The organism is Bacillus sp. MMSF_3328, assembly GCF_030733525.1.
In the GTDB taxonomy this organism is placed as follows: domain Bacteria; phylum Bacillota; class Bacilli; order Bacillales; family Cytobacillaceae; genus Bacillus_AB; species Bacillus_AB infantis.
In genome coordinates this window covers 271,995-297,905 of the sequence record NZ_JASHIV010000002.1, presented here as the reverse complement: position 1 = coordinate 297,905, position 25,911 = coordinate 271,995, and the positions used below count along the sequence as shown (strand labels likewise).

General features: G+C 44.0%; 29 protein-coding genes. 24 read left to right on the top strand and 5 right to left on the bottom strand.

Translation table 11 applies throughout. The annotated features are described in order from the left end of the window. The first annotated feature begins 26 nt into the window (after nt 1–26). The 7 genes from pepF to RBB45_RS05120 all read left to right on the top strand — a co-directional run bounded on the left by pepF (nt 27) and on the right by RBB45_RS05120 (nt 7,224). Nucleotides 27–1,817 (top strand): oligoendopeptidase F, encoded by a 1,791-nt coding sequence (pepF, locus tag RBB45_RS05150; protein WP_306009180.1) that lies wholly within the window; start codon nt 27–29, stop codon nt 1,815–1,817. A 118-nt stretch (nt 1,818–1,935) separates the two neighbouring features. Next, entirely contained in the window at nt 1,936–2,934 is a 999-nt protein-coding gene (locus RBB45_RS05145; RefSeq protein WP_306009179.1) for a DUF3231 family protein, read from the top strand. A gap of 92 nt (nt 2,935–3,026) precedes the next feature. Next, nucleotides 3,027–3,905, top strand: a complete 879-nt coding sequence (locus RBB45_RS05140) for a hypothetical protein (protein WP_306009178.1) — start codon at nt 3,027–3,029, stop codon at nt 3,903–3,905. Nucleotides 3,906–3,928: 23 nt separating this feature from the next. Then, nucleotides 3,929–4,105, top strand: coding sequence for a hypothetical protein (locus RBB45_RS05135; protein ID WP_009793391.1), 177 nt, complete (start codon nt 3,929–3,931; stop codon nt 4,103–4,105). A 115-nt stretch (nt 4,106–4,220) separates the two neighbouring features. Further along, complete coding sequence (locus RBB45_RS05130; RefSeq protein ID WP_306009177.1) at nt 4,221–5,090, top strand: GNAT family N-acetyltransferase; 870 nt, start codon at nt 4,221–4,223, stop codon at nt 5,088–5,090. Nucleotides 5,091–6,136: 1,046 nt separating this feature from the next. Further along, complete coding sequence (locus RBB45_RS05125) at nt 6,137–6,691, top strand: GNAT family N-acetyltransferase (RefSeq protein ID WP_306009176.1); 555 nt, start codon at nt 6,137–6,139, stop codon at nt 6,689–6,691. A 146-nt stretch (nt 6,692–6,837) separates the two neighbouring features. Beyond that, on the top strand, nt 6,838–7,224 hold the full coding sequence (locus tag RBB45_RS05120) for a hypothetical protein (RefSeq protein ID WP_306009175.1): 387 nt from the start codon (nt 6,838–6,840) through the stop codon (nt 7,222–7,224). A 176-nt stretch (nt 7,225–7,400) separates the two neighbouring features. On the opposite strand, the gene RBB45_RS05115 is transcribed toward RBB45_RS05120, so the two are convergent. Next, complete coding sequence (locus RBB45_RS05115; RefSeq protein WP_306009174.1) at nt 7,401–7,913, bottom strand: CBO0543 family protein; 513 nt, start codon at nt 7,911–7,913, stop codon at nt 7,401–7,403. 172 nt (nt 7,914–8,085) lie between these two features. Between RBB45_RS05115 and RBB45_RS05110 the strand changes: the two genes are divergently transcribed. Further along, nucleotides 8,086–8,586, top strand: a complete 501-nt coding sequence (locus RBB45_RS05110) for an NUDIX domain-containing protein (protein ID WP_306009173.1) — start codon at nt 8,086–8,088, stop codon at nt 8,584–8,586. Nucleotides 8,587–8,783: 197 nt separating this feature from the next. Next, nucleotides 8,784–9,437, top strand: a complete 654-nt coding sequence (locus RBB45_RS05105) for a hypothetical protein (RefSeq protein ID WP_306009172.1) — start codon at nt 8,784–8,786, stop codon at nt 9,435–9,437. A 43-nt stretch (nt 9,438–9,480) separates the two neighbouring features. Here the strand turns inward: RBB45_RS05105 and RBB45_RS05100 are convergent, their stop codons facing one another. Next, on the bottom strand, nt 9,481–9,906 hold the full coding sequence (locus tag RBB45_RS05100) for a hypothetical protein (protein WP_306009171.1): 426 nt from the start codon (nt 9,904–9,906) through the stop codon (nt 9,481–9,483). 96 nt (nt 9,907–10,002) lie between these two features. On the opposite strand from RBB45_RS05100, the gene RBB45_RS05095 reads away from it, so the two are divergent. From RBB45_RS05095 to RBB45_RS05075, 5 genes are all read left to right on the top strand, one after another. Next, complete coding sequence (locus RBB45_RS05095; protein ID WP_306009170.1) at nt 10,003–10,446, top strand: hypothetical protein; 444 nt, start codon at nt 10,003–10,005, stop codon at nt 10,444–10,446. A gap of 224 nt (nt 10,447–10,670) precedes the next feature. Beyond that, nucleotides 10,671–10,853 carry a hypothetical protein gene (locus tag RBB45_RS05090; protein WP_224950552.1) on the top strand — a complete coding sequence of 61 codons (183 nt, stop codon included), beginning with the start codon at nt 10,671–10,673 and terminating at the stop codon, nt 10,851–10,853. Between the two features lie 23 nt (nt 10,854–10,876). Then, nucleotides 10,877–12,544 carry a ribonuclease J gene (locus RBB45_RS05085; protein ID WP_306009169.1) on the top strand — a complete coding sequence of 556 codons (1,668 nt, stop codon included), beginning with the start codon at nt 10,877–10,879 and terminating at the stop codon, nt 12,542–12,544. Between the two features lie 68 nt (nt 12,545–12,612). Then, nucleotides 12,613–12,771: a hypothetical protein gene (locus RBB45_RS05080; protein WP_170939438.1), complete on the top strand. Its 159-nt coding sequence runs from the start codon at nt 12,613–12,615 to the stop codon at nt 12,769–12,771. A 54-nt stretch (nt 12,772–12,825) separates the two neighbouring features. After that, nucleotides 12,826–13,179, top strand: coding sequence for a hypothetical protein (locus RBB45_RS05075; protein WP_224950823.1), 354 nt, complete (start codon nt 12,826–12,828; stop codon nt 13,177–13,179). A 97-nt stretch (nt 13,180–13,276) separates the two neighbouring features. On the opposite strand, the gene RBB45_RS05070 is transcribed toward RBB45_RS05075, so the two are convergent. Next, nucleotides 13,277–14,128, bottom strand: coding sequence for a pentapeptide repeat-containing protein (locus tag RBB45_RS05070; RefSeq protein WP_094767655.1), 852 nt, complete (start codon nt 14,126–14,128; stop codon nt 13,277–13,279). 232 nt (nt 14,129–14,360) lie between these two features. Between RBB45_RS05070 and RBB45_RS05065 the strand changes: the two genes are divergently transcribed. The 9 genes from RBB45_RS05065 to mgrA all read left to right on the top strand — a co-directional run bounded on the left by RBB45_RS05065 (nt 14,361) and on the right by mgrA (nt 23,964). Beyond that, nucleotides 14,361–14,969 (top strand): alpha/beta hydrolase, encoded by a 609-nt coding sequence (locus RBB45_RS05065; RefSeq protein WP_094767654.1) that lies wholly within the window; start codon nt 14,361–14,363, stop codon nt 14,967–14,969. A 109-nt stretch (nt 14,970–15,078) separates the two neighbouring features. Further along, complete coding sequence (locus tag RBB45_RS05060; protein WP_306009168.1) at nt 15,079–15,660, top strand: GNAT family N-acetyltransferase; 582 nt, start codon at nt 15,079–15,081, stop codon at nt 15,658–15,660. A 130-nt stretch (nt 15,661–15,790) separates the two neighbouring features. Continuing rightward, nucleotides 15,791–17,230, top strand: a complete 1,440-nt coding sequence (locus RBB45_RS05055) for a glycoside hydrolase family 1 protein (RefSeq protein ID WP_009793409.1) — start codon at nt 15,791–15,793, stop codon at nt 17,228–17,230. Between the two features lie 331 nt (nt 17,231–17,561). After that, on the top strand, nt 17,562–18,896 hold the full coding sequence (locus RBB45_RS05050; RefSeq protein WP_371931557.1) for an ABC transporter substrate-binding protein: 1,335 nt from the start codon (nt 17,562–17,564) through the stop codon (nt 18,894–18,896). A 66-nt stretch (nt 18,897–18,962) separates the two neighbouring features. Further along, on the top strand, nt 18,963–19,928 hold the full coding sequence (locus RBB45_RS05045; protein WP_009793412.1) for a carbohydrate ABC transporter permease: 966 nt from the start codon (nt 18,963–18,965) through the stop codon (nt 19,926–19,928). Then, nucleotides 19,925–20,767, top strand: a complete 843-nt coding sequence (locus RBB45_RS05040; RefSeq protein ID WP_009793413.1) for a carbohydrate ABC transporter permease — start codon at nt 19,925–19,927, stop codon at nt 20,765–20,767. The genes RBB45_RS05045 and RBB45_RS05040 overlap by 4 nt, the downstream gene beginning before the upstream one ends. Before the next feature lie 91 nt (nt 20,768–20,858). Further along, nucleotides 20,859–21,875: a LacI family DNA-binding transcriptional regulator gene (locus RBB45_RS05035; RefSeq protein WP_022543959.1), complete on the top strand. Its 1,017-nt coding sequence runs from the start codon at nt 20,859–20,861 to the stop codon at nt 21,873–21,875. Between the two features lie 47 nt (nt 21,876–21,922). Next, nucleotides 21,923–22,846, top strand: coding sequence for an ROK family protein (locus RBB45_RS05030; protein ID WP_009793415.1), 924 nt, complete (start codon nt 21,923–21,925; stop codon nt 22,844–22,846). 125 nt (nt 22,847–22,971) lie between these two features. Beyond that, a complete protein-coding gene (gene mgrA, locus RBB45_RS05025; protein ID WP_129612684.1) occupies nt 22,972–23,964 on the top strand; it encodes an L-glyceraldehyde 3-phosphate reductase in 993 nt (330 codons plus the stop codon). Between the two features lie 32 nt (nt 23,965–23,996). On the opposite strand, the gene RBB45_RS05020 is transcribed toward mgrA, so the two are convergent. Further along, nucleotides 23,997–24,557: a DUF2238 domain-containing protein gene (locus tag RBB45_RS05020; protein ID WP_094767648.1), complete on the bottom strand. Its 561-nt coding sequence runs from the start codon at nt 24,555–24,557 to the stop codon at nt 23,997–23,999. Beyond that, nucleotides 24,558–25,175, bottom strand: coding sequence for a DUF421 domain-containing protein (locus RBB45_RS05015; RefSeq protein ID WP_022543958.1), 618 nt, complete (start codon nt 25,173–25,175; stop codon nt 24,558–24,560). Between the two features lie 201 nt (nt 25,176–25,376). Between RBB45_RS05015 and RBB45_RS05010 the strand changes: the two genes are divergently transcribed. Beyond that, a complete protein-coding gene (locus RBB45_RS05010; protein WP_306009167.1) occupies nt 25,377–25,898 on the top strand; it encodes a DUF4181 domain-containing protein in 522 nt (173 codons plus the stop codon). Nucleotides 25,899–25,911 lie beyond the last annotated feature (13 nt).

Genomic DNA, 25,911 nt, shown 5'->3' with positions numbered 1-25,911 from the left:
AGTATTTTTCAAAAGGAGTGACGGGTATGACAGCATACACTTCCAGGCAGGATGTGCCTGTTGAAGAAACGTGGAATCTTGAGGATATCTATAGTGATGAAAAGCTGTGGGAGCAGGATTTCGATAAAGTCGGGAAAATGGCTGAAAAGCTTAAAGAGTATGACGGCAATATTCATGATGCACAAGACCTTTACCGATATTTAAAGCTAAGTGAAGAGCTGTCGTACACATTTACTCATGTATATGCTTACAGTATGTTTAAAGTGGATCAGGATACGAGGGATACAGCTGCACAGGCCCTGCAGGACCGCGTCAAACAGCTTGGGGTAAAAGTCGGATCGGCCACTTCATTTTTCATGCCATATCTTCTTGGGCTTGATGAAGCGACGCTAAAGGGATATATCGCAGAAGAAGATGGCCTGAAATATTTCGAGGAAGACTTGCTTGAATCTTTCCGGTATAAAACACATGTCCTCACCAAAGAGCAGGAAGAAATTATTTCACAGCTTGGCGAGGCGCTTTCATCCCCAAGCAATACGTATGGCATGATCAATAATGCTGATATCAAGTTCGGGATGGTAACAAAAGATGATGGCGGGAAGGTCCGCCTTACGCGGGGCATGTACAGCAAGCTGATTGAAGATGAAGACCGCGAAAAGCGGAAGGAAGCTTATAAAGCTTATTACAAGCCTTATGTCGAACTGAAAAATACAATTGCATCCACCCTGTCTGCTGCGATCAAGAATAATGTGGCGACATCCAAGCTTCGCCGTTATCCTTCTGCTTTGGAAAAAGGGCTTTTCGGGGATAATGTCCCGAAAGAGGTTTATGAAAACCTGATTCAATCGGCAAAGGATAATATCGCACCCATGCATGAATACAACAGGCTGAGAAAAGAAAAGCTCAAGCTTGATGAGCTGCATCAGTATGACTTGAGTGTCCCTCTTGTAAGCGGGGTGAAACAGGAAATTCCTTATGAAGAGGCTTATGAAATTATGCTGAAGGCTTTGGCACCGCTTGGCGAGGATTATGTCCAGACATTGAAGGACTTTAAAGATGCGCGCTATCTCGATGTCCGCGAAACACCGGGGAAAAGATCAGGCGCTTATAATATGGGTGTCTATGGTGTTCATCCTTATATCCTCCTGAACCACCAGGATGATTTGAACAGCTTATTCACACTGGCGCATGAGTGCGGGCATGGGGTGCACAGCAAGCTGAGCAGCCAGCATCAGCCGCAGATCTCAGCGCGCTACAGCATTTTCGTTGCCGAAGTGGCATCAACGGTCAATGAGGTGCTCTTGATCAACTATCTGCTCGATAACGAGAAGGATGAAAATGTGCGCAAGCATTTACTCAATCACTTTATCGATAAGTTCAAGGGAACCTTCTTTACACAGGTTATGTTTGCCGAATTTGAGAAGGTCACCCATGAATATGCAGAGCAGGGCAAACCGCTGAATGTCGAAGTGTTCAACGGGATCTATGAAAAGCTCTTCCGTGAATACAATGGCGAAGAGCTTGTCTTTGATGAAGAGGTGAAATATGGCTGGTCCCGTATTCCGCATTTTTACCGCCCGTTTTATGTGTACAAATATGCCACCGGATTTGCTTCAGCCATCCATCTTGCCACTAAAATACTCGAAGGTGACAAACAGACGCTTGAGTCTTATATCGAGTTCCTGAAGAGCGGAAGCAGCGATTACCCGCTTGAACTGCTTAAGAAAACTGGAGTGGATCTTACTTCACCAGAGCCTATTGAAAATTCAATGAAGAAATTTGGCGAGCTGGTGGAGGAATTGGAGAAGACTCTTTAGAGAAGGAAATGCGGATATAAAGGGTTATTCAAGAGGTTCAATTTTAGATCCTACAAAAATTCATAACTGCCGGGGAACTTGGGAAAAATACTTCCATCAATAAGATGGAGGTATTTTTTTGGAGAAACAGCGTATTCGATTGACTTCATCAGAAACTGGCGGATTATGGACAAATTTTGTATCAGACAGCATGTTCAGATGTGTTTATCAATATTTTATAGCTTGTGCAGAGGATCGTGAAACGAAAAACATCTTGAGCCATGCCCTCGACTTAGCTGAACAGCATATTAAAGTGATATCGGGAATTTTCAAAGAAGAAGGGCATTCAGTGCCCGCAGGCTTTACTGATGATGATGTCCATCCTGATGCACCCAGGCTGTTTTCTGATGAATTTTTTCTGTATTATACAGAGCAAATGGCTAAAGGGGCACTGGTGACTTATGGCGCCATCCTGCCTTTAACGTACCGGAATGATGTCAGGGAGCATTTTATGTCGTGTATATCATCAACAATGGAATTGATGAATGAAACGAAGGATTTGCTCCTTTCCAAAGGCCTTGAAGTGCGGTCGCCTTATATCCCTCCTCTTGCAAAACCAGAGATGGTAAAGGGGGAGCACTTTCTTGCAGGCTGGCTCGGTAAGCAGAGACCGCTTACCGCAATTGAGATCACACATCTATTCGCCAATATCCAGACCAATTATTTTGGCGGGACCCTTGTAACAGCATTTGCACAATGCGTTAAAGATGAAGAAGTTAAGCAGTATTTTGTGCGGGGAAAAGAAATCACCAAAAAACATACCAGAATATTCAGCCGGTATCTGCAGGAAAATGATCTGCCTGCGCCGGTCACTTGGGATGCTGAGATAACGGACAGCCAGGAGCCGCCTTTTTCTGATAAATTAATGATGTTCCAGCTGAACATGATGTCCGCTGCAGGAATAGGAAATTACGGTACAGCAATGTCTGCCAGTCCAAGGAGAGATATTGCTGCTGACTATAGCCGCCTTCTGGCTGAAGTGGGTTTATATGCAGAAGACGGGGCACAGATTCTTATTAATCATGAATGGATGGAAAAGCCTCCTCATGCTGCGGATCGGGATAAACTTATTAAATAAGTCTGCTTTAGAGCTGATTTTCGGCTCTTTTTCTTATTTTGAAGGTCATTCTCTCTATTTTGTAGAAATTAGAAGGAAAAGGGGGCTGCGGGATGAAACTGGTCGATGGATTCTATGATTTTAAACAAGCGGCAGAGCTGGCGCCTGCTATTGGCAAATATCCAGCATGGCAGGCCTACTATAATAAATACAAAGCTGCGTTTGATCCTCTCTTCAGCAGCCTTTACAAACTGGATGAAGAAAGTATCCAAACTACTGTCGGGCAATTGAATTTTCAGGATCTGCTCTTACAGTCTGAAAAAGGGCAGATACAATTTCCGCTCAAAAAAATAGAGGCGATTTTAAAGAAATGCTGTACCTATTTTGACTTTCACGAGGATTTTACTGTCTACCTGCTGACTGGGATTGGTTACAGCGACGGTGCAGCTCTCCCGTCCAGTGATCCGTTTATTTACCTTGGACTTGAGCTCCTGGAAGAAAAAGATCCCGAAATCCTCATACCGCATGAATTCAGCCATATGGCCCGCTTTTACCGTCTGAAAGGCAAAGAGAATTTCAATGCACTGACTGCAGGGCAGCTGGCGGCTGCTGAAGGTCTGGCTGTGTGGGCATCCGTGGAATTATCAGGAAGGGGTCCTGATGATGCATCAATTGCCGAAGCTTTGATGATGAGTCCATATCATTATCGGACCTTGCAATTATCTTTAGCAGAATTAGAAGAAGTAATTCTTAATGATTTGGACCGACCTCTCGATAGGAGGATGCTTGAGAAATACTTCATAGGAACAGAGGCTGAGGGCAGGAGCGGCTATTTCGCCGGGGCTCAAATCATCAATAGCCTGATGTCAGGCGGGATGAGCCTTAAGGATTTGAATTTTATGGAAACCGACAAGATTATGAAGGCTTTTTATTCTTACAAAAAATCTCATTGTTTTAAAGGAATGATGGCTGAAACAGAGAATAATATGTAGAAAGAGCGAAGGGGGATGGCAAAATGGCTGGAAAAGAACCGATGAATGATGCAGTGGATCATATGAAAAAGATTGAGGGGCTGCCGGATGCAGCAGATGTGCGCAGCCTTCCGAAACCGATTAAGATCATAAAATATGTCATTATCGGTTTTTTCCTGTTTTCAATTGCTGCCGTCATCATTATGTCCTTCTTTAACTGATGGCTTGGTGAAGGGTGAAGCAGAGTTTAATAAGACTGAATCCAGCATTCACATGAACACCATTCAAAGCCTGACTGAAAGATAAGCAGCTTAGAAAGAAGGTAGGGAAAAGGAAATGAAGCAAATTGCAGGAGATATTTCCCTCATGCGACTGAGTGAAGATGATATTCAAGGGTTGATCACGCTTTCCGCAGCGGTCGGCTGGGACTATGAACAGGAAGAAGTCTTAACGGTCCTTAAATCTGGAACTGTTCTGGGCCATAAGACTATGGCAGGGAAGCTTGTTTCCTGTGCCGCACTGATCCCATATGATAAAAGCCTGGCATGGCTCGGGCTGGTGATTACAGATCCCGGCTTCAGGGGAACAGGTCTCGCCAAAAAGGTGGTGCAGGGCTGCCTGGAATTGGCCGCTGATGGAACAAGCATTTTGCTTGTTGCCACTGAAGAAGGCAGGCCATTATACCTTAAAATGGGCTTTTCAGAAGTTGACACCATACATAAATATCTATGCCGGGATTATAATCAGCCATCAGTTTCTGGTAAAGGGAAAGTTTCGGTCATCAAGAGATTCAGCCCTGATTATTTTGATAGTCTAGTAGAGTTCGATAAACCAGCCTTTGGGGACGGGAGGACGGTTTTCCTGAAAAATAGAATAGCACAGGCTAAACAATGCCTGCTTGCTTTTGATTCAGAAGGAAAGCTGATTGGTTATGGTCTTTCGATTCAGGGCCCAGTCAATCTCATTATTGGCCCCATTGCAGCAGATGATTCTGAAACTGCCTCCCTTTTGCTTGACCGGCTTGCCAACGGCCATCAGGGACAGCTGAGGATTGATGTGCCGTCAGGTCAGGATGATTTTAGGGAAATGATTGAAAACAGAGGGTTTACGCTTTCTGCTTCACCTCCTGTCATGGTGTTACATGCGGAAGCCATGCCTGCAAGAAATGGCCGTTTGTTTGCTTTGGCAGCACAGGCATTTGGTTGAGGGATAGAGAAAAAGCAAATTAACAATAGAACATGAAGCAGGATGGCCTGTACAATAAGAGAATATCATGTCAGGAGGAGAGTATGAGGAAATAATGTTCCGTTTTAGTAAGGGGAACGGTAAACTCTTGTCAGTGATCCTTTACTGTATAAAGAAAGGTGGAGAGTCAAATGTGGCTCTCCACCTTTTTTAATTATTTTTTTCCGATTAGACGGATCGATTTATGTCCGCTGTGGGGATGTGAAGAGGCAGAGAAAAGCTGGCTTAAATACAGCCCCTCAAGCTCTGTGCAGGTCATTTCCCCCAGTTCTTTATTGTCCTGGAATGGTGCAAGTGCGATCAATTTATCGAGAATAAGGTTTCAGCGAGATTCTTCCTTTGTCATCATCAAAATGCTCATCCCCCTCAATTATTCTGCTATGGCTAAAGAATGTGAATTAACATATTATGTACAACTATAATCCCTATATATCCGATTTGTCAAGTTGGTATTAAAACTCTTTTAAAGAGGCTCTTTTCGTAAAGGTTGTTGATTCAAAATATAATACGGAATTATTTACTTTATTTGTAATTTTATAAAGAGAGGTTTACTCAGCTAAGGGTACTGAAGGAAAGGTATTGAAGAAACAGGTTGGCGAATCCTTATTGAAGTGTATGACCAGGAGCATTAAAATAAGCGGAGAATTTCCGGTTAAGCTGCTAGATATGGCTCTGGCGGGTGTAAATAAGGGTAGATTTTGCGGTTAAGGAGAGCGAAAATGCTCATTTTCCTATTTTTTGAATCAATAGCCGGAATTTCTCCGTCTATTTGAGCTATTTTTAGAGATTTTTCGAGTTTAGGGGGAATTTCTCCGCTTATTTTTTCCCTGTTACAGATTCCCTCACTCTGATTGACGGTTATGCTGTTTGAATGTTGAGAGGATGAGCAGCATTTGTCTCCTCACTTCTTAAAAAGATAGCAGCATTTTATGCGAATAGAGCCTTCAGAAAAGAAGGATTCTGCCAATCTTTCATTGAAGTGGAAGGGATGAAAGGGGAGAGTAGCAATGGATTTGCAAATAGCATCTATCGAGACAGAAAGACTGGTCATACGCCCATTCGAGCTTTCTGATTATGAAAATTGGTATAAGGGATTCTCGGACAGAAGCCCTTCATTATATAAGTATGATGAAGGAAGACCAATCACTATGGAGCATAACACTAGAGAACGGTTTGAGAAATGGATCAGAGGTTTTGCGGAAGCAGCCATGAAGGACCAGATGACAAACCTTGGAATATTCAGGAAAAAAGATGGCCTTAATGTTGGTAAAGTTGAGCTGTTCACTATCCTGAGAATGGATTATCAGTGGGGAATGATGGGCTATTCCCTTCATAACCAATTCTGGAAAAAAGGCTATGCTACAGAAGCGGTGTCTGTGGCAGCTGAGATATTTCATGAAAAACTCGGCTTCCACCGCCTTGAGCTGCATATCAACACCGATAACCGCCCATCCATATCCCTTGCCGAAAGAAGCGGCTTCCATTATGAAGGCACACGAAAGAAGTTCGCCTTTGAAAATGGAGAATGGACGGATTTTCTGATTTATGTGAGATATTTTTAGGCATTGGAGGAAACCAAAAAAAATGTATAGGTGGTGCAGAATAACATTGTAAAGGAAGCTTGACGTAAAGCGTCCTTTACAATACACTTATTGTACTGGAGGAAAAATATAGAAACCTTCAAATAAATGATGAAGGAGAGAAAGTGATGGCAACAAGAAGAAATTATAAGCTGCTTGCCGGATTATTTGTATGCATTTTTCTTTTAAGGCTGCTAGTACTGCTCTTGGCTGGATCCAGCTTAGGAAGTACAGAGCTGATTGAGCTTTCCAACTGGGGAGCACTGGCATTTATGGGATACAGCATTGCATATTTGTTACCGCAATTCAAAAATAATGATGAACGCGTTAAGATGATTAAACAAAAAGGGCTGTATTATGTCATTTTATTTTCGCTTCTATGTCTGGTTATTTTGAATATCTTCATTCAAACAGAAGTTCTCGCACTCACGTCATTGGAGGTCGTTCGACTTCTTCTCTCAATCATTATTATCGCTGTCTGGACATCTTGGATAATTCTTTCTAAAAGATTATAAACAGTCCGTGTCAGGCACTCTGTATAGACAAAATGCAGCAAAGTGTCCATTTGAGGTGCCTGGCACGTTATTTTTTTCTGTTGAGATAGATGGCCATGGAGAGGTAGATGAAGATCACCATAATCAGAAAAACTGGTGTAGGTATTGGGTTTGGTTCCATTATCAGCACCCCAATTTTACTTTAAGTCTTTTAAGTCCGGGTGAAAGAAGCATAGCAGTAAGATGATTATAGGCAGGGATAAGGCTAATGCAAGTTTTGGTTTTTTGCTGTGAAGCCTGATCATTGTGAAAAGGATGATATTGAATACTCCAGACCATATGATACTCCAGCCATTTTCGTAGATAAAAAGCCCTTTTTTGTAAAAGACATATTCAAGAGCCGTGAAGTAAGCGATCCATATGGCTATATAAGCAAAACTCTTTTTGCCTTTAGGATAAAAACGAAGGTAGATCATTAAGACAACGGGCAGTACAAAAAAAGTGAAAGCCAATTCAATCAGCGTGTGGTTAAGCCAGTCAACCGTTACTGCATGATAACTCCAAAGAGTATGATTATAGAAAAGGAAATTATATAAAAGATTGCAGATGATGAAATACTGGATAGTCGGATATAATTCATTCCAGCGCTTCCAGTCGACCAGATAGACCGCAAATAAGATATAGACAAGAATAACCAGTAAAAGGTACATATGATAAGCCTCTCCCAAATAGTAGTAACATTATATCCACTAAAGGAAACACTCAATCAGAAAAGCCAAATCTCACAAATCAAGCATGATTATTGCAGCAGCGTGTCGAATACATTCTACAGGAGAAGAAAATAGAAGAATTATCGTCATTCCTATATCAAGGGGGAAAAATATGCCGCACCATATAAGAGTCAGGGCAGGAGCCGTCATTATGGAAAATGACTCAATCCTGCTGATTGAATTTAAGGATGAAAACGGCCTCCATTATAATCTGCCGGCAGGCGGCGCCGAACCGGGAGAAACGGTCAGGGAAGCTGCCAGAAGGGAAGCAATGGAAGAGGCATCAATAGATATTGAAGCAGGTCCGCTTGCATTTGTTTATGAATATGCTCCGCATACAGCTGAAGGCAGGTTCGGTGAGACACACTCACTCTGTCTGATGTTTGAATGCATAATAAAAGAAGGGTCTCATGCTAAAATGCCGGATAATCCGGATCCGCACCAAACAGGAGTCAGGTGGGTAAAGCTATCAGAGCTTCACAAAATTATCCTTTATCCAAATATGAAGGAACATATATTGGAATACGCCCATAATAAAAGAAATCTGGAGCTTATTGAGGAACATAAGCTCGAGGAGTATGCAGCAGATCCTGCGGGGAATAGTTTGTATTAAAATTGTACTCAAAAATAGTTTTGTACAGCCTTAATCAATAACGGTCAACAAAACCTCTGGCAAAGCAGAAAAGCCTTCACATTGAACCATTTCTAAGGAGGCAGGCATCTGCCTGCAAAAAACAGAAGGGCGAATTGAAACATTATCCTTATTAAATCGTATATAGATGAGATGATAAACGCAGCGGGGTGTTTTGTATGATAAATAATAAGAGAATGTTTACAGCGGCTCTCGTCCTTCTGGGTACCGTCATGGTTTTGAATTTCCCCTTTCCTCATAAGTATCCGCTCGGAGAGGGCTTACTCACCATTTTCAATATCCCTGTCACTTTGGAAAGCGGAATTCATTTGCCAGGTATCTTAGTCCTTATATTGCTCCTTGGAAGCTTTTATCTGCTGGCCAAGTCATTGGATATGTTTAAGGGCCGTGCCATTCTGGCAGCTATTCTGGCTGCTTCCCTGGTGCCGCCGTTCCTGGCGGATATGTATCAAAGAACAGCAGCAAGCGGGATATACGCAGTAAAGTATGAAAAAGAATTGAGTACTTGCTCTTTTGAAATGGGAGAAAGGAAACACTTACATGGAACCTGTACAGTACCGTTAAAGAACTATAGCAGCCGCGGTGCTGATTTCAGTCTATCGTTTAGCGATTTTCCCGACACTGAAATACCTTTTGCTTCACTTATGAATAAGGCAGGTCCTTTCAGCATACATCTTGATCCAAATGAGGAGCGTTTCATTGAACTTACAGCTGATATAGATGTCTCGGGAATGGACCATTATACAGATAGCGGAGAAGGAAGCTACATTAATATTGTGATTGAGGCGGAGGGGAAGGAAAGGCGGCTTTGAGCTGCCTTTTAAATTCTGGATAAAAAGAATGCTGCATCGGGATTTACTTTTCAGCAGCTCTCTTATTTTTCCGTGACCAAACGGAGAAAATCCATCGCCGCTTACTGGTGTCAAACAGGATATCCAGCAGGAAAAACAATATTGAACAGGTGATGACTGAACGCCTTAATAGTAGATTCTCTTCGGCCAACAAAAAGGCCAGAAAGGTAAAAGCACCATAAATGAAGACTGAAAATAAAGTCTGCAGTGCAATATTCCCTTTAAAAAGAGCGGCTGGAGCAGAAGCAAGCAGGGAAACAGGCAGACCGTAAAATAAGGTGCCGGCAAGCGAAAACATAATGGTAAGAAAAAGTCCCAGCAAAGTATCAAGCAGGGGTTCCGGGCCTATTACTATAAAGCCTATCAGATATATAGATAGAGAAAAAATCAAAGAAACTGCAATGGCTGTAAGAAATTTTTGATAAAACATGAGATACCTTCCCGATATTGAATTCAATTGCCATTATAAACAATTTTCCTTAATATTGCTCAGCCAAATAAATCCACTTCCGGAGAGATGTTGAACATGATGTTTTTTAAAATTATATTGATTCTGTTTTCATTGTCCGTATCTTTCTATAAAATCTTCTTAGCCTTCACTGCTGACCAGGGTACAGCTGCTTTTACAATTCGGCTGACAGCAGGCATAATAATGGCCATTCTAGCCTGGCTGGTCTATAAAGAGCGTCATATAACCAGAAAGCAGCGGCTGCTCAGATGGCAGAAAAAAGAAGCGGCCAGAGGTATGGCACTTTTTCTGTTTAAATGGGCAATAGGCTGGGGGATATTGGTCGGCTTCATCGTTTTTTCCAGCATGGCTGAATTCAGAGAAAACGAAGATTTATGGGGGGAATACTTAATTTACATGTCTGCCAATATATTGGCAGGTTTTATTGCCGGCTGGCTTACTTGGCGGAATAACCAAAATGAAACAAGGAATGTAAGTATTATGAATGAGGACTGCTCCTAAATTGGAGCAGTCTTTTTTTATAGAAACCAAGGCAGGATAATAACAGCAAAAAGCAGGCGTTCCAATACACAGGGGATACTTTCAAAAACTATGTGTAATGACCATACAATATATGCAGTATGTCCAAATTCTATCTGCATATGTTTTTTACAGCTATATGGAAATAATATCAGCATGTTCAGGTCATATTAACGATGTAAAACGTTTTGACAAGGGGGCGCATCATGATGCATCAATCAGAGACCCGATTGGAAAAACTGCTGGGGCAGAATATAACAGCAAGGCATCAGGGAAAGGAATACTCTTTGGACCATTATTTCCAGCAGCCAATCGTACATAAGCAGATTAACGGGGATAAGGTATATGTCCCTTTGAATCTGGAGAGAGTCTGGAATCAGCCAAGCTAGGAGCAGAAGAGGAGGATTTGTGGATGAAGGATCGTGCGGTGTCTATTTTCGCCCTTGGCGGCGTAAATGAAATCGGCAAGAATATGTATGTCCTGCAATCCGGTGATGATATCATAGTCATCGACTGCGGAGGGAAATTTCCTGATGAAAGCCTGATGGGCATAGATTTAATCATTCCTGATATTTCTTATCTTGAAGAAAACAGATCCAAGATAAAAGGGTTGATTATTACACATGGGCATGAAGATCATATTGGAGGCATCGGCTACTTTCTTAAGAGGGTGAATGTCCCTGTCTATGGAACAAGGTTTACTCTGGGCCTGATTGAACTGAAATTGACTGAGCATGGGATTCTTGCTGATACTGAACTGATTCAGATTGACTCTGACACTGTTCTGGAACTCGGCAGCATCAGGGCAAGCTTTTTCAAGGTCAACCACAGCATACCGGACTGCCTCGGGATTGCATTTCAAACACCGGAAGGATTGATCGTCCATACAGGGGATTTTAAATTCGACCTGACCCCTATGAATGAGCAGTATGCAGATATCCATAAGATGGCGGAATTAGGGACAAGCGGTGTACTGGCTCTTCTATCTGAAAGTACAAATGCGGAGCGGACCGGTTTTTCTCCGTCTGAAAGAATTGTTGGTGACCATATTCTGGAGGCTTTCGTTAAGGCGGAGAGAAAGGTCATCATTTCCACCTTTGCTTCAAATGTGAACAGGGTCCAGCAGGTGGCAGATGCCTGCTTCAAAACGGGGCGCAAACTGGCTCTTCTAGGCAGGAGCATGATCAATGTAGTGGGCGTCGCAATGGAACGAGGCTATCTGACTATTCCTGAAGGTATGCTGATCCAGGGATCGGATATCGATTCGCTGCCTCCTGAAAAGGTTTGTATTTTGTGTACAGGAAGCCAGGGGGAGCCGATGGCCGCTCTTGCAAGGCTGTCGACAAATAATTTCAGGGATGCCGAAGTCCTGCCGGGCGATACGGTCATCCTTGCAGCGGGTCCTATTCCCGGGAATGAACGGGGTGTGACCAAGATAATTGACAATCTTTATATGCTTGGCGCAAATGTCATATATGGCTCTGGCAGTTCGACCGGAATGCATGTTTCTGGCCACGGCTACCAGGAGGATCTCAAGCTGATGCTCACTCTGATGAAGCCTAAGTATTTCATTCCTATACACGGAGAATACCGGATGCTTCATCACCACAGGCTGCTGGCTGAGTCTGCAGGTGTAGAAGAGGGGCATACATTTATTGTGAAAAACGGGGATGTCGTGGATATTCAAGATGGCACAGCCCGCCAGACCAGGGAGGTGCCATCAGGCAATACCCTTATTGACGGAATGGGTGTCGGAGATGTCGGCGAGGTTGTCCTCCGCGACAGGAAGCAGCTGTCAGAGGATGGGATGCTTGTCATCGTCTTCACCTTCAGCAAGAAGGAAAGGAAAATTGTCTCAGGGCCTGATACCATATCGCGGGGCTTTGTCTATACGCGAGAGTCTGATGATCTCTTGCGGAAGGTGAACAGTATTGTCAAAAGCACGTTGAATGATCTGAGGCAGGAAAATTACTACCAAAGAAATTCAACCAAGCAGAAAATCAAGAGAGCAGTCGGGCAATATTTATTCTCCGAAACGAAACGGAAGCCGATGATCCTGCCGATCATCATCGAGATTTAAAAAGCCCAAGCTGCATCGCCCAGCCTCCCTGCATATATTGCCCATATGCTGAGCAGGGAGGCTGAATCATGAGGATTGAAAAGCTGAAAACTTATTACGGCTATGATCTGCTGATTGACCGGGTGCTGTATAAAAGATGCTTGAACTGTGAGTCCTGGTTTCCATATGAAGATGAAATGGGGTTTTGCCGTTCATGCATCCGCAAGGCACACAGCCATCACAAATAATTATTTGGTTATAGAAGGAAGGAAGACTGGTTGAGCAATAATCTAATCGAGGCAATGGATGAAGAGACTAAGAAAGAAGTCAGCAGCGCAATAGCAGGACTATCATTCACTAAAAATTTCCGGTCCCCTACTGCTGAGGAGTGGTATGTGTTCCTGCCGGGATACCAGGATCCGCAGACGGGCGGAGCAGCAGGGAAGGCAATCATCCATTATAATATATACGATACAAAGCATTTTAACATCAATACGACGATTATTTGGGATGATCCGGCACTTTACATAGCAGGCAGGCATAAATTTGTGTACGCTGTTTGTGATGAAATTGTCAATCGTCTTGTAGGCTATGCCGATACACTGCTGTCTGTCCATTCAGGTGAGAATTCATATAATGCAGAATACAGGCAATAGGGAAATTCACAAAACTGAATCTCCCTTAGTTTGTTTTCAATAAAATTATTATGTAAACTGAATCAAAAATTTTATACTTTGCATCTTGTGCAAAAAATTACCTGCTCCAATGGGCAGGTATCTTAAGGGGGGGTGGCAGTTTAGTCGAAAGGTTTCCCATAGAAGCATTCACTTGTGCCTGCGTCAAAAAAAGGCATCCTCTCAGGTCTGCTCCGCAAATATTGGCATCCCTTAAATCTGCGCCAAGCAAATCGCATTTGCGCAAATCGGCATTCTGCAGATTTACTGCAATCAATAGTGCCCCTCGCAGGCTGGCTCCTCTGAGATCTTCCCCTTTCAAAGAGGCACCTATAAAATCACTGCTTCTTTTCAATTTGGACATTACCTTAGGGGACCTATTGTAAGGGACATTTTTCCTGTATAGTTCACTGCTTTTGTTCAGCAATTCACTGACCATACTTCTGTGTGCATGAACATCGAGGTTTATAATGGACTTAGCCTCCAGCAATGTCAGCAGCTTAATGCTGTCCAAGGCAGACTGAAGTTCATCTTTTAGGGGAAGTGTTTCTTTCAGGCTAAGTGCCTCTGTCAGATACAGAAGCATTTCATGGAGCTGCTGCATGACAGGGAATACCTCGAACATCTCGGTTGCCATCTCAGGGTTTTTCCGCCAGTCTTTGCCTGCGTAAGTGATCTGCGAGACCTTCTGCCCGGCTCCAAAACACTCGTATACAGTGCAGCCTTTAAATCCTTTCTCTCTTAGTGCTTCATGGGTCCTGCACCGGTAGTCATCCTGCAGATTCGGGCAGGGAGCACCGCTGCTTTTATCTATGGCAAAATCTGCAGACTTTGCAAACGGGAGAGCCACGCAGCAGAGGCCGAAGCAGCTTTCGCAATCAGAGGAAAGGTCTTTGTATGAATTCTTAGGTTCGGTTGATTGAGCAGCCAAAACGCACACTTCCTTTAAGCTTGTCTATAGGAAATTATAACATGGTGCCAGGCATCAGAGTGGAGGATTTTTACAAATGAAATATAGAGAGAATACGCATCTGTTGACATTATGGGAGAAGCATCTTAAAATTATCTCGAATTAAAGATAAAAATCAGAAGGTTAAATACCCTAAAAATAGGGGAAATCAGAGAAGGATCAATACAATTAATCATTTTGGAAGGTGATAGGGATGGAACATATTTTTCGAAAGGGTGCAAATCCGGATAAACCGACTCTCCTGCTCTTACACGGGACGGGGGGAAATGAGAGGGACCTGATTCCGCTGTCTGTCATTATAGATGAAGAAGCCTCTGTGCTGAGCGTAAGGGGAAATGTGCTGGAAAATGGGATGCCGCGCTTTTTCCGGAGATTATCGGAAGGTGTATTTGATGAAGAAGATCTTGTTTTCCGCACAAGCGAGCTGAATGAATTCCTGGATGAGGCAGCTGCCAAATATGAGTTTGACCGCAGCAATATCTTCGCCGTCGGCTATTCTAATGGTGCCAATATAGCTGCCAGTTTGTTATTCCACTATAAAGATGCCTTAAAGGGGGCAATCCTTCATCATCCGATGGTGCCGAGAAGGGGTGTAGAGCTGCCTGACCTGACCGGTACCTCCGTCTTCATCGCCGCCGGCAAAAACGATCCGATCTGCCCGTCTTCAGAATCAGAAGAACTGACATCTCTTCTGGAGGATGCCAATGCAGATGTTGAGCTGCACTGGGAGAATTATGGCCATCAGCTGACATCACAGGAAGCGGAAGCTGCTGCAGAATGGTATAGGAGCAAAGTAAAATAATGATATTTGACAAAGGCTGGCCATTTTTATGGTCAGCCTTTTTGATTAGAAGATATATTTAGTAGTGGAAATTATGGTAAAATAGTGAAAACTTAAAGGGGGAGTATTCATGTTTAATTTGGATTTGGATGAAGAGATCTCACTTAGGCTTTATAAGCCTGAGGATGCAGAAGAGCTATTCATTTTAACCATCGAGTCAAAGGAATATTTAAAGCAGTGGCTGGGCTGGCTGGACTATACCAGGACAGCAGAAGATTCAGCCAGCTTTATTCAATCTTCTCTTAATGCGTTTGAGAAGAATAGAGGGCATCCCCAGGCTGCGGCCATCATTTACAAGGGGAAAATAGCCGGCACGATAGGATTTAATGAAATCAGCACGCTTCACAAAATCGGCGTAATCGGCTACTGGCTTGGCGAGAAGTACCAGGGAAAAGGAATCATGAGCAAGGCATTTTCAGCCCTGGTAGACTATGGGTTCGAAAAAGCAGGTCTAAACAGGATAGAAGTAAGGGCTGCTTCCGGCAATATGAAAAGCCGGGCTTTACCGGTGCGGTTCGGTTTCGCGGAAGAAGGCTTAATACGAGAAGCAGAATGGCTCTATGATCATTATGTAGATCATATAGTTTACGGTTTATTGAAAAGGGAGTATTCAGGAAGAGAAACAGATGTTTTACATAGCACGACCATTTGATAACCGCCCTGTGCGGTTTTTTTTTTTGTGAAAAAGTGTAGAAAAGTATAATTCTGAATATATTGTTTTATCAGAATTTGTTATACTGTTTTAGGAAACCGGTTTCAATATGAAGAAAGGGGCAGTGAATATGATACATAAAGAATTGAAGGCCTTTCCCCAGAACTTCCTTTGGGGGGCCGCTTCTGCGGCCTATCAGGTAGAAGGGGCCTGGAATGAAGAGGGCAAAGGTCTCTCCAATTGGGATCAATTTGTCCGGATCCCTGGAAAGACATTTAAAGGGACCACAGGCGATACAGCTGTAGGCCATTACCGCCGCTATAAAGAAGATGTGCAGCTGATGGCTGAAATGGGCTTGAAGGCATACCGTTTTTCGGTTGCCTGGGCGAGAATCTTTCCTGAAGGAAAAGGAAAAGTGAATGAAAAGGGCATCGAGTTTTATGATTCACTGATCAATGAACTGATCAAACATGATATTGAACCTATCGTGACTCTATATCACTGGGATTTGCCGCAGGCACTGCAGGAAGAATACGGCGGCTGGGAATCCCGGCAGATCATTGGAGACTTCACAGCATACAGTACAGAACTGTTTAAGCGTTTCGGCGATCGGGTCAAATACTGGGTCAGCCTGAATGAGCAGAATATCTTTACCATGTTCGGCTACCGGAATAGCATGCACCCGCCCGGGGTAAAGGATGACAAGCTTTTTTACCAGGTGAATCATCATGCCAATCTTGCAAATGCCAGTGTGATAAAAGCATTCCGCTCATATGTACCGGAAGGGAAAATCGGGCCAAGTTTTGCCTACACGCCTTCGTACCCCCGCTCTCCTGAACCAAAGGACATCATTGCCAGCGAAAATGCAGAAGAGCTGAACAGCCACTGGTGGATGGATGTCTACGCATGGGGGAAGTATCCGAAAGCTGCGTGGGATTACTTAGAGAAGGAAGGGCTGGCACCATCGCTGGAAGCAGGGGATCTGGAGCTCCTGCAAGAAGGGAAGCCGGACTTTATGGGACTCAATTATTATCAAACCGCTACCTTTGAAGCCAATCCGCTTGATGGGGGAGTGTCTGAAGGTGAAATGAATACCACAGGCAAAAAAGGGACCACTAAGGCCTCAGGTGTGCCTGGACTATACAGAACAGCTGACAACCCATCCCTGGAAAAAACGAACTGGGACTGGACAATCGACCCGCAAGGCCTGCGTGTGGCACTCCGCCGGATCACAAGCAGATACCAGCTACCAGTACTGATCAGTGAAAATGGGCTGGGTGAGTTCGATAAGCTAGAAGAAGATGGAAAGGTGAATGATGATTACAGAATTGCTTTTATCCGTGCTCATATCCAGTCCATGCAAGAAGCTATTTCCGATGGAGTGGAGCTGCTTGGCTATTGTGTCTGGTCCTTTACCGACCTGCTGAGCTGGCTTAATGGATTTCAGAAGAGATATGGCTTTGTATATGTTAATCAGCATGAAGAAGGCGAGCATGACCTTAAAAGAACAAAGAAGAAGAGTTTTTATTGGTATAGCGAAGTAATAAAAAGCAATGGAGAAACGTTATAGGCTTATAAAGAAAAAAGGGAGCGTAATGCTCTCTTTTATTTTGGAAATCGGTTTCTGTGAGGAAGAAAAACCCTGGAAATTAGTTTAATAACAGCGTTGATTAACTGATTTTAAAGAGAGTATTATTATATTAGTCTAATTTCAAGAAAAAATATTGACTAAATTTTCAAAAATATAGTTGATTTCTGAAAAACAGGCTCTTATAATAACAAATGAAAGCGGTTTCCACCCATTACGGAAACCGGTTTCCATACTTATTAAATTTTAGACAGGTCCTGGGATTCTATTGGAGGGGGTGGCTGAAGGCAGGATTGGGCAGGTTCTCAAAGGGATGGTTCAAATTTACTTACTAATAATGGGGGAGATTCACTTGAAATGGAATAGCCTAAAAAAAATAGCGGCATTCGGAGCATCATCTGTTCTTGCGTTATCGCTTGCAGCTTGCAGCGGCGAGGAAACTTCATCCGGAGGATCCGATGGAGGCGGCGACGTAACCCTGAGCTTCTGGACCTTCGGAGCTACCAATTATGAGGAGCTTGCAAAGAAATATACAGAACAAAATCCGAATGTCAAAATCAAAGTGAAATCATCAGAGACCGCAGATCACCATGATGCCTTATTTACTGCATTATCAGCCGGCAGCGGGGCGCCGGATATTGCCATGCTGGAAATTGACCAGTTCGACCGCTTTAAAGTTGCCCAGGACCGTTTCGAGAACTTATACGATTTAGGTGCCAAGGATGTACAAGATCAATATCTGGATTGGAAATGGAAGGGCGGAGAAAATGCGGATGGAGACTTCCTGTTCGGTATGCCGACCGATATCGGGCCGAAGGCTTTGTATTATCGTGTAGATCTATTCGAGGAAGCCGGTCTTCCGACAGAGCCTGCCGAGGTGGAGTCACTCATCAATTCGCCGGAGGCTTTCCAGGAAGCTGGCATTCAGTTGAAGGAAAAGACCGGCAAACCATTCGTCGATAGCATCGAGATGGCGTACCGTGCCTATTTGGATGCAGCAGAAAGTACTTATCTGAATCCTGATGGAGAGCTTCTGCTTGAAGAAGACGGTAATGCCGTTAAGGAAGCGTACGATTATGCCGTTAAGCTCAATGAATTGGGCATCGTTGGAAAGTATGACATGTGGTCTCCTGAATGGTCCAATGCTGTCAATAAAGGCGAATTTGCAGCAGAGCTTGGAGCTGGCTGGCTGAAGGGCTGGATGGAAGGCAATGCGCCGGATGCAGTAGGCAAGTGGAGAGTTGCCACACTGCCGAAGGAGTTCGCTGCAAACTGGGGCGGTTCTTATATAGCTGTACCGAAGGAAACAAAAAATGCACAGGCAGCATATGACTTTATCGAGTGGCTTGTTGCACCTGAACAGCAGCTTGAATCCTTCCAGAGCAAGGGACTGTTCCCTTCTGCACCAGCTGTCTATGATATGGATGCTTTCAAATCAAATGAAGATGAATTCTTTGGCGGACAGGTAACTTCGACTGTATTTGCAAATGCTGCCCAGGATATCGAAGGCGCTGTCTTTAAAGGCGAGAAGTACTTCCCGGTTCACCAGGAGGTTGTAAATGCCCTGAAGAATGTTCAAAACGGCAAAGATCCTGAAAAAGAATGGAAAGCTGCCATCAAACGGGCAAAAGACTTACTAGGAAGATAAAGAATGAAAGGGGAAATGGCTTATTTGAGCCATTTCCTGATTTATGCATAGAAAAGAGGCGGAAACATGCAAACAGCTGCCAAAGAAAGCAAGACGGGTACAGGCCAGATGACTGGAACGAAAAAGCGTCTGTCTGAATCAAAGAAAGATATGATATCCGGCTATTTATATATTGCACCTTTTTTTATCATTTTTGCCATCATTGGCCTTTATCCGGCCCTATTCAGCTTATACCTGGCTTTTCAGAAATGGAACGGACTAAGCCCAATGACGTTTGCCGGTCTGAATAACTTCAAAATTGTACTGGAAGATCCGCTCTTCTGGAAATCGGTTTACAATACAATTGTGATGGGGCTTTTAGGAACAGCACCACAGCTGATTATCGGTATCATTCTGGCCTTTCTGCTCAATCTTACGTTCATCCGGTTTAAAAATTTCTTCCGGGTTACGATCTTTATGCCTTATATCACCTCCATGGTAGCAGTGGCCTTGATCTTCAGCGTCCTGTTCAGCAACCATGAAACGTCGCTGGCCAACTATGTATTGGGCCTTTTCGGCTTTGATCCGGTCAACTGGGGAGCTTCCGAATGGGGGACAAAAATCGCCATCTCCATTATGGTTTTCTGGAGATGGGTCGGCTATAATACGATCATTTTCCTGGCTGGGATCCAGAGTATTCCGAACGACTTGTACGAAGCGGCAACAATCGATGGAGCAAGCAAAACGCAGCAGCTTTTTTACATTACACTTCCGCTGCTGAAGCCGTTTATTCTCCTGACCGTTTTCTTCTCAACAGTCGGTGCGCTCCAGCTGTTCTCAGAGCCTACTGTATTCCTTGGGGCCGGAGCATTTTCAAGGGATGAAGCAATGACGATTGTTATGTATTTGTACCGTGATGCGTTCAAACTTCAATCATTTGGTACAGCATCTGCAACAGCCATCATTCTGCTTGTCATCATCGCTGCTTTCGCAACCATCAATACGATGCTGACATCCGGATATGGGCGGGGCAAAAGGAGGGCTGCGAAATGAGCATGAACACTGCCAAAAAGAAACCAGGAAAAGGGAATCTGCCGATCTACTTGTTTCTGAGTATTGCTTCTTTAGTCTCCCTTTTCCCTTTTTACTGGATGTTTGTAATGGCGACGAGTCCAAGCTCAGCATACAACACGATTCCTCCGACACTGACACCTGGGAATCTGCTTGTGGACAATTTCAAGAAAGTACTGAGCAATATTGATTTTTTCAACGCAATGTGGAATTCCTTTATCATCTGTGTGGTTGTTACGCTTGTGGTACTGGCGATCAGTTCACTGGCCGGTTTCGCATTTGCAAAGTTCAAGTTTCCCGGGAAAAATATTCTATTCATCTCAATCCTGGTAACCATGATTATTCCGCCGCAGCTCGGCCTCATCCCCCAGTATTTCCTGATTTCCAAAGCTGGTCTTCTGGATACACTTCCCGGGGTGATGCTCCTGTTCTTCCTGAATCCTCTGGGAATCTTCCTGATGAGGCAATATGTGAACGAAGCTGTGCCGGATGAATTGATAGAAGCGGCCAAGCTGGATGGGTGCTCTAACTTTAGGATCTACCGCAGCATTGTCCTGCCCATCATTCTGCCTGCCTTCGCCACGCTGGGGATCATCGTGTTTACGGCTGTATGGGGAGAGTTCCTGTGGCAATTTACTGTGCTGAGGGACCCAGAAATGTATACAATTCAGGTGGCTTTGGCCAATCTCAGCAACACCCATAATATTGATTTTGGGATGATCATGTCAGGTGTTTTCTGGGCTACCGTACCTCTTTTGGTCATATTCCTGATGTTTAACAAGCTTTTCATTTCCAGCATTACAGAAGGGTCTGTAAAATAATCGGACCTTTCTGATTCTGGAGATTGAAAGGAAAGGGAACAGCTAGTAATCTAGTAACAAAGAACATAATTTGGAAGCAGAAGGGATTCTCATGAGCCTAACGATAAAGAATATTGCGGAAATTGCAGGTGTCTCTGCCGCTACCGTATCAAAGGTCATCAATAATTACGGAGGCATCAGCGAAAGAACGAAGAAAAAGGTAATGGATGTCATTCTTGAGATGGATTATGAACCAAATTTCTCAGCGCGGTCGCTCGCCACGAAAAAATCCAATCTGATTGGCCTGATTTATGCCGGCAAAATCAATGTTGACATGACCCACCCATATTTCAATGAAGTCATTTCTTCTTTTAAAAAGAATATCGGCATGCTCGGCTATGATATCCTCATGTTCTCCAATGAAAATTTCCGGCAGGACAATGGAAGCTATATGGCAAGATGCAGACACTTCAATGTGGACGGCTGCCTCGTCATTGCCGGGGAAGAAGTAGAGGAAGCAGTACATGAGCTAGCTAAGGCTGACTTTCCATGCATCGGGATCGACATTGAACTGTCAGGTCCGAAATCAGCCTTTGTCATGACAGATAACGTGAATCTTTCCCGAAAGGTCATTGAACATCTTTACCTGAATTCAGTCAGGGATGTTGGTTTTATAGGAGGAATGAAGGGATCTGTCATTTCCAACTTGCGGAAGAAGGGATTCCTTGAGGCCATGAACCAGTTCGGCCTGGAAATCAGGGACGACTGGATTCAATATGGTGATTATCATGAAGACAGCGGCTATGATTGCATGAAAAGGATCCTTGAGGGGAAAAGGAAGCCAGAGGCTGTCTTTGCGGCCTCAGATTTAATGGCGCTTGGAGCATTAAGGGCCATTAAGGAAGCCGGGCTTTCCGTCCCTCACGATATAAGGGTGATTGGCTGCGATGATATTGCTGCCTGCCGCTACAGCGATCCCAAGCTGTCGACTGTAAAACAGGATAAAGAGAAATTTGGGAAACTGTCAGCTTATATGCTGAACGATCTCATCAACGGCAAATCCCAGCCGCGGCCTGCCCTGATCGACTCTGAGCTGATCATCAGGGAATCCTGCGGAACACATCTGTAAAAGAAGGAAAATGATCCTTTGGCGAAAGGATATATGGGGGTAGGAGCATGCGAAATTATGCAGCATTTGATGTAGGGGGCTCATCCATAAAATATGCTTTGATGGATGAAGCGGGCAGCATTATAAAAAAGTCATCAATCCCGACTCCAAAGGAAGGTATTGAAGCATTTATTGAAGCAATCGGAAACGCTGTCGAGGACCTCCGGTTCATCAGCCCTGTTGAAGGAATTGCGATGAGCATGCCTGGGGCAGTCGATGTGGCAAGCGGAACGATCCATGGCGCGAGCGCCGTCCCTTATGTTCATGGCCCCAACATCAGGGAGCTGGTGGAAAGAAGGACAGGGCTTCCCGCAGAACTGGAAAATGACGCTAATTGTGCCGGCCTTGCAGAGGGCTGGATCGGTGCAGCAAAGGATGTCCGGGATTATATCTGCATCGTCATCGGGACAGGAATAGGCGGGGCCATTGTCCTGGACAAAAAAGTCAGGCATGGAGCGAGCTTCCATGGCGGAGAGTTCGGCTATATGATCATGGAGGATTATTTAGAGGGTCCTTTAGGAAGAAGCTGGAGCGATCTTGGTGCCACTGGGGCACTGGTCAATATTGCAGCAGCCAAAAAAGGTTTGGATCCAGAAACACTGGACGGCCGTAAAGTGTTTGAGATGGCAGAGAATGGAGATAAAGAGATTCAGGAAGAAATAGACCGCTTCTACAAACGCCTGGCTGTCGGGATTCTGAATCTGCATTATATCATTGACCCGGAAAAAATCCTGATCGGCGGTGCGATTTCGGCCCGGCATGATTTTTGCGATAGAATCAATCGGGTGCTATCAAGCATGAAATCGGATATCCATTCTCTTGATGTAAAAGCCGAGGTGTGCAAGTTCGGAAACGACTCTAATCTGATTGGAGCACTGTACCACTTTCTGCAGAGCCAGAAGGCAAAAGATAAAGTAATGGACTTAAGATAAAGATTAGTTCCCGGCTAATCTTTATTTTCATTTAAGAAGATATCATGCTTTGGGCAGTTTCTTTGTACAGCGCCGTGAAAGCGTTTAATATAGAAAAGAACGCAATACTTGAAGGAGGAAGATCGATGGTATACCTTGCAGGAGAAAAACGCTATGAGACGATGAAATACAATCGAAGCGGTCGCTCAGGCCTCCGGCTCCCGGCCATCTCCCTGGGCTTATGGCATAATTTTGGGGGAACTGATACATACGAAAATGGAAGGGAGATGCTCAGGAAGGCATTTGACCTTGGCATTACTCATTTCGATCTGGCCAATAACTACGGCCCTCCGGCAGGCTCGGCTGAGGAGATGTTCGGCCGGATGATGAAGTCGGATTTTGCTCCTTACAGGGATGAAATGATCATTTCAACGAAGGCAGGCTATTATATGTGGCCCGGTCCCTATGGGGAGTGGGGAAGCAGGAAGTACCTCATTTCAAGTCTGGACCAAAGCTTGAAGCGGATGGGGCTTGATTATGTGGACATTTTCTACTCACACCGTCCTGACCCGGACACACCGTTAGAGGAAACAATGGGGGCTTTGGACTCTATTGTCAGACAAGGGAAAGCCTTATATGTCGGCATCAGCAGTTATTCGGCAGAGCAGACTGAAGAAGCAGTGAAAATTCTTAACAGACTTGGGACGCCGCTCGTTATCCACCAGCCAAGCTATTCAATGCTGAACCGCTGGATCGAGGATGGCCTGCAGGATGTTCTGGATAAGAATGGTGCAGGGTCAATTGCCTTCTGTCCGCTTGCACAAGGACTGCTGACCAATAAGTATATTGACGGCATCCCGGCTGACAGCAGGGCTGCCAGCAAGACCGGTGCGCTTCAAGGGGACCAGGTGACAGAGCAGACAATCGAAAAAGTCAGAAAGCTGCATGAACTCGCCTCTGAACGCGGGCAAAGCCTTGCACAAATGTCTCTGGCATGGGTCCTTCGCGGAGGCAGGGTGACATCTGCCCTGATCGGTGCAAGCAGGGTCTCCCAGATTGAAGAAAATGTAGCTGCACTGGATAATTTGGAGTTTACTGCTGAAGAGCTTAACAGAATCGAAGATATTTTAAAAAGCTGAAAATAAGGCCGGTTCCTTTGAGGAGCCGGCCGTTATAGTTTCCTGAACCTAAAGATATTGTATATGCCTGCTAGTAATGCACCTGAAGTACCGGCAATGAGATCTATCATGGTATCCTTATTGCCGCCGCGCTGCATCGTTTCAGTAACAAGCTGGTCGCCGGCAAACTCATAAATTTCCCAGAGGATGCTGGCCGCAGCAGACAAAGAAAAGCTGAAAAGGAATAAAATTGAGCGGGAATTTCCCTTTCCACCGGATAATATCTTAAAAACAAAGACGGCAGCTATGCCGGCAAAGATTCCTTTATAAAGGTGAAGCGTGCTATCCCACCAGGCATATTTGCGATAGAAGCTTGCAATCGACCCCAGATAGATGGAGCAGAATACGAACAAAAAGTAGCCGAAGACCAGGGAAGTCGGGAACGTTTTTTTTAATAAGATCAGTAATAAGGGAAGTGCGCTTACGATGATTCCTCCAAGAGCTACCTGCCAGCGGGAGGAATCGTCTTTGAAAAGATAAAAAATACATAACGCCGCAAAAAAGACCCCAAAAACAGTTGAAAGAACAACTAAAAGCCTATTTCTTGCCGCCATCTACTGGAGCTGCTCTGGCGGCTCTGTGGTATGGGATTTTCTCGCCACTTCGGCAAATAGATCCTGCTTAGATGAGTCATTCGGAGGCATAGGGACTGTACTTCCCTTCAGGAGCATGATCATTTGGTTCATCTGCTGCTGAAGCATTTGGAGATCCTTTTTCAAAGCCGGCTTGGCATCTTCCTTCAGCTCGAATCCAATTTGCCCGTTTGGCTCCAATGTTGCCCATTTGACATCATTCAGGCTGGACACATTGTTCTGCCTAAGCTTCATCTCCAGCTGGTCAACCGTCAGCCTTACCTTTTTCAGGCCTTTCTCATCAAGATTTCCATTGTTGATCAGTACTTTTGCTCTTCCAGTAATGAATTTTTCAATTTTATCAAACTTCACCTGTAAAAGCTCCATGACAACCAGGGTTACTACCAGAATTGCTCCAACAGTAATTGTTGTCCAAATGTTTTTTCCGGCGAGAGGCTGTATCAATAAAGAACCTATACCAATCATGATTACAGTCTGGGCAAGTGTCATTTGGGATATTGATTTTCTGCCGGCGATCCTGAGCAGCAGGGTGCCTGCCAATACAATCAATATCGATTTCCATATCCAATTCAAGTCCATTTACATCACCCTTCAGAAAAATCTTTTAACATAGTCATCTGCTGTGAATCATGAATATATTCATGCGTACAGCATAGACAGGTATTTGGCATTCTAAGAGGTGTGTTTTTGGGAAAGTATGTATTTAAGGTATAATAACTGCAAATTTATGTGGAATCCTTACATTTTTATGTAGAATCCTTACTTTTTTGGGTAGAAAAAGTGATAATTCTTGTAGAATCCTTATGCAAAATTCAGATTTCGCGGTTTCCCTCAGTAAAACTAAAAGGGACATCTGCAACTTTAGCTTTTTTATTTCATAATTATAATCATTCGAAGAGACTTTCCTTAGAAGGGAGCCCGGAAATAATTAATATCTTTATTTTGGCAATATTCCTTATCGTAAATCTCCTCATCAGCAAAATTTATTTTAAAAAGAATCTTAACATCCCCATCAAATCTAAGGGTATTTTATCTAAAGAAAGGAAAAAGGGTTTCCAGCTGGCTGAAGCGGGAATTTTTGTGATTTTTCTATATCTCCATTTTTTCGTACTAGTTGAAGGTAATTTTCCGCTTTTTGTAAGAATCGCTCCCATCATCGGGTTTTTCGTATTACTCAACTTTAATCGGGGATTAGAACTATGGATGACCGATCGGGATAGCAAAGCTTATTACCATGACTGGCTTGCAGCTACCATCATGTCCATCTTCTTCGCAGTTCTGGCGGCGGGGCATTATTTATAAAAAAGGAGGGGAT

What these genes read in the sequence shown, in the direction of transcription:
- RBB45_RS05125 (WP_306009176.1), top strand. Translation starts at nt 6,137, where the DNA reads ATGGATTTGCAAATAGCATCTATCGAGACAGAAAGACTGGTCATACGC.
- RBB45_RS05055 (WP_009793409.1), top strand. Translation starts at nt 15,791, where the DNA reads ATGATACATAAAGAATTGAAGGCCTTTCCCCAGAACTTCCTTTGGGGG.
- RBB45_RS05085 (WP_306009169.1), top strand. Translation starts at nt 10,877, where the DNA reads ATGAAGGATCGTGCGGTGTCTATTTTCGCCCTTGGCGGCGTAAATGAA.
- RBB45_RS05040 (WP_009793413.1), top strand. Translation starts at nt 19,925, where the DNA reads ATGAGCATGAACACTGCCAAAAAGAAACCAGGAAAAGGGAATCTGCCG.
- RBB45_RS05065 (WP_094767654.1), top strand. Translation starts at nt 14,361, where the DNA reads ATGGAACATATTTTTCGAAAGGGTGCAAATCCGGATAAACCGACTCTC.
- RBB45_RS05090 (WP_224950552.1), top strand. Translation starts at nt 10,671, where the DNA reads ATGATGCATCAATCAGAGACCCGATTGGAAAAACTGCTGGGGCAGAAT.
- RBB45_RS05110 (WP_306009173.1), top strand. Translation starts at nt 8,086, where the DNA reads ATGCCGCACCATATAAGAGTCAGGGCAGGAGCCGTCATTATGGAAAAT.
- RBB45_RS05015 (WP_022543958.1), bottom strand. Translation starts at nt 25,175, where the DNA reads ATGGACTTGAATTGGATATGGAAATCGATATTGATTGTATTGGCAGGC.
- RBB45_RS05115 (WP_306009174.1), bottom strand. Translation starts at nt 7,913, where the DNA reads ATGTACCTTTTACTGGTTATTCTTGTCTATATCTTATTTGCGGTCTAT.
- RBB45_RS05080 (WP_170939438.1), top strand. Translation starts at nt 12,613, where the DNA reads ATGAGGATTGAAAAGCTGAAAACTTATTACGGCTATGATCTGCTGATT.
- RBB45_RS05120 (WP_306009175.1), top strand. Translation starts at nt 6,838, where the DNA reads ATGGCAACAAGAAGAAATTATAAGCTGCTTGCCGGATTATTTGTATGC.
- RBB45_RS05095 (WP_306009170.1), top strand. Translation starts at nt 10,003, where the DNA reads ATGATGTTTTTTAAAATTATATTGATTCTGTTTTCATTGTCCGTATCT.
- RBB45_RS05140 (WP_306009178.1), top strand. Translation starts at nt 3,027, where the DNA reads ATGAAACTGGTCGATGGATTCTATGATTTTAAACAAGCGGCAGAGCTG.
- RBB45_RS05035 (WP_022543959.1), top strand. Translation starts at nt 20,859, where the DNA reads ATGAGCCTAACGATAAAGAATATTGCGGAAATTGCAGGTGTCTCTGCC.
- RBB45_RS05100 (WP_306009171.1), bottom strand. Translation starts at nt 9,906, where the DNA reads ATGTTTTATCAAAAATTTCTTACAGCCATTGCAGTTTCTTTGATTTTT.
- RBB45_RS05075 (WP_224950823.1), top strand. Translation starts at nt 12,826, where the DNA reads ATGGATGAAGAGACTAAGAAAGAAGTCAGCAGCGCAATAGCAGGACTA.
- RBB45_RS05045 (WP_009793412.1), top strand. Translation starts at nt 18,963, where the DNA reads ATGCAAACAGCTGCCAAAGAAAGCAAGACGGGTACAGGCCAGATGACT.
- RBB45_RS05060 (WP_306009168.1), top strand. Translation starts at nt 15,079, where the DNA reads ATGTTTAATTTGGATTTGGATGAAGAGATCTCACTTAGGCTTTATAAG.
- RBB45_RS05020 (WP_094767648.1), bottom strand. Translation starts at nt 24,557, where the DNA reads ATGGCGGCAAGAAATAGGCTTTTAGTTGTTCTTTCAACTGTTTTTGGG.
- mgrA (WP_129612684.1), top strand. Translation starts at nt 22,972, where the DNA reads ATGGTATACCTTGCAGGAGAAAAACGCTATGAGACGATGAAATACAAT.
- RBB45_RS05105 (WP_306009172.1), top strand. Translation starts at nt 8,784, where the DNA reads ATGATAAATAATAAGAGAATGTTTACAGCGGCTCTCGTCCTTCTGGGT.
- RBB45_RS05050 (WP_371931557.1), top strand. Translation starts at nt 17,562, where the DNA reads ATGGTTCAAATTTACTTACTAATAATGGGGGAGATTCACTTGAAATGG.
- RBB45_RS05130 (WP_306009177.1), top strand. Translation starts at nt 4,221, where the DNA reads ATGAAGCAAATTGCAGGAGATATTTCCCTCATGCGACTGAGTGAAGAT.
- RBB45_RS05030 (WP_009793415.1), top strand. Translation starts at nt 21,923, where the DNA reads ATGCGAAATTATGCAGCATTTGATGTAGGGGGCTCATCCATAAAATAT.
- pepF (WP_306009180.1), top strand. Translation starts at nt 27, where the DNA reads ATGACAGCATACACTTCCAGGCAGGATGTGCCTGTTGAAGAAACGTGG.
- RBB45_RS05135 (WP_009793391.1), top strand. Translation starts at nt 3,929, where the DNA reads ATGGCTGGAAAAGAACCGATGAATGATGCAGTGGATCATATGAAAAAG.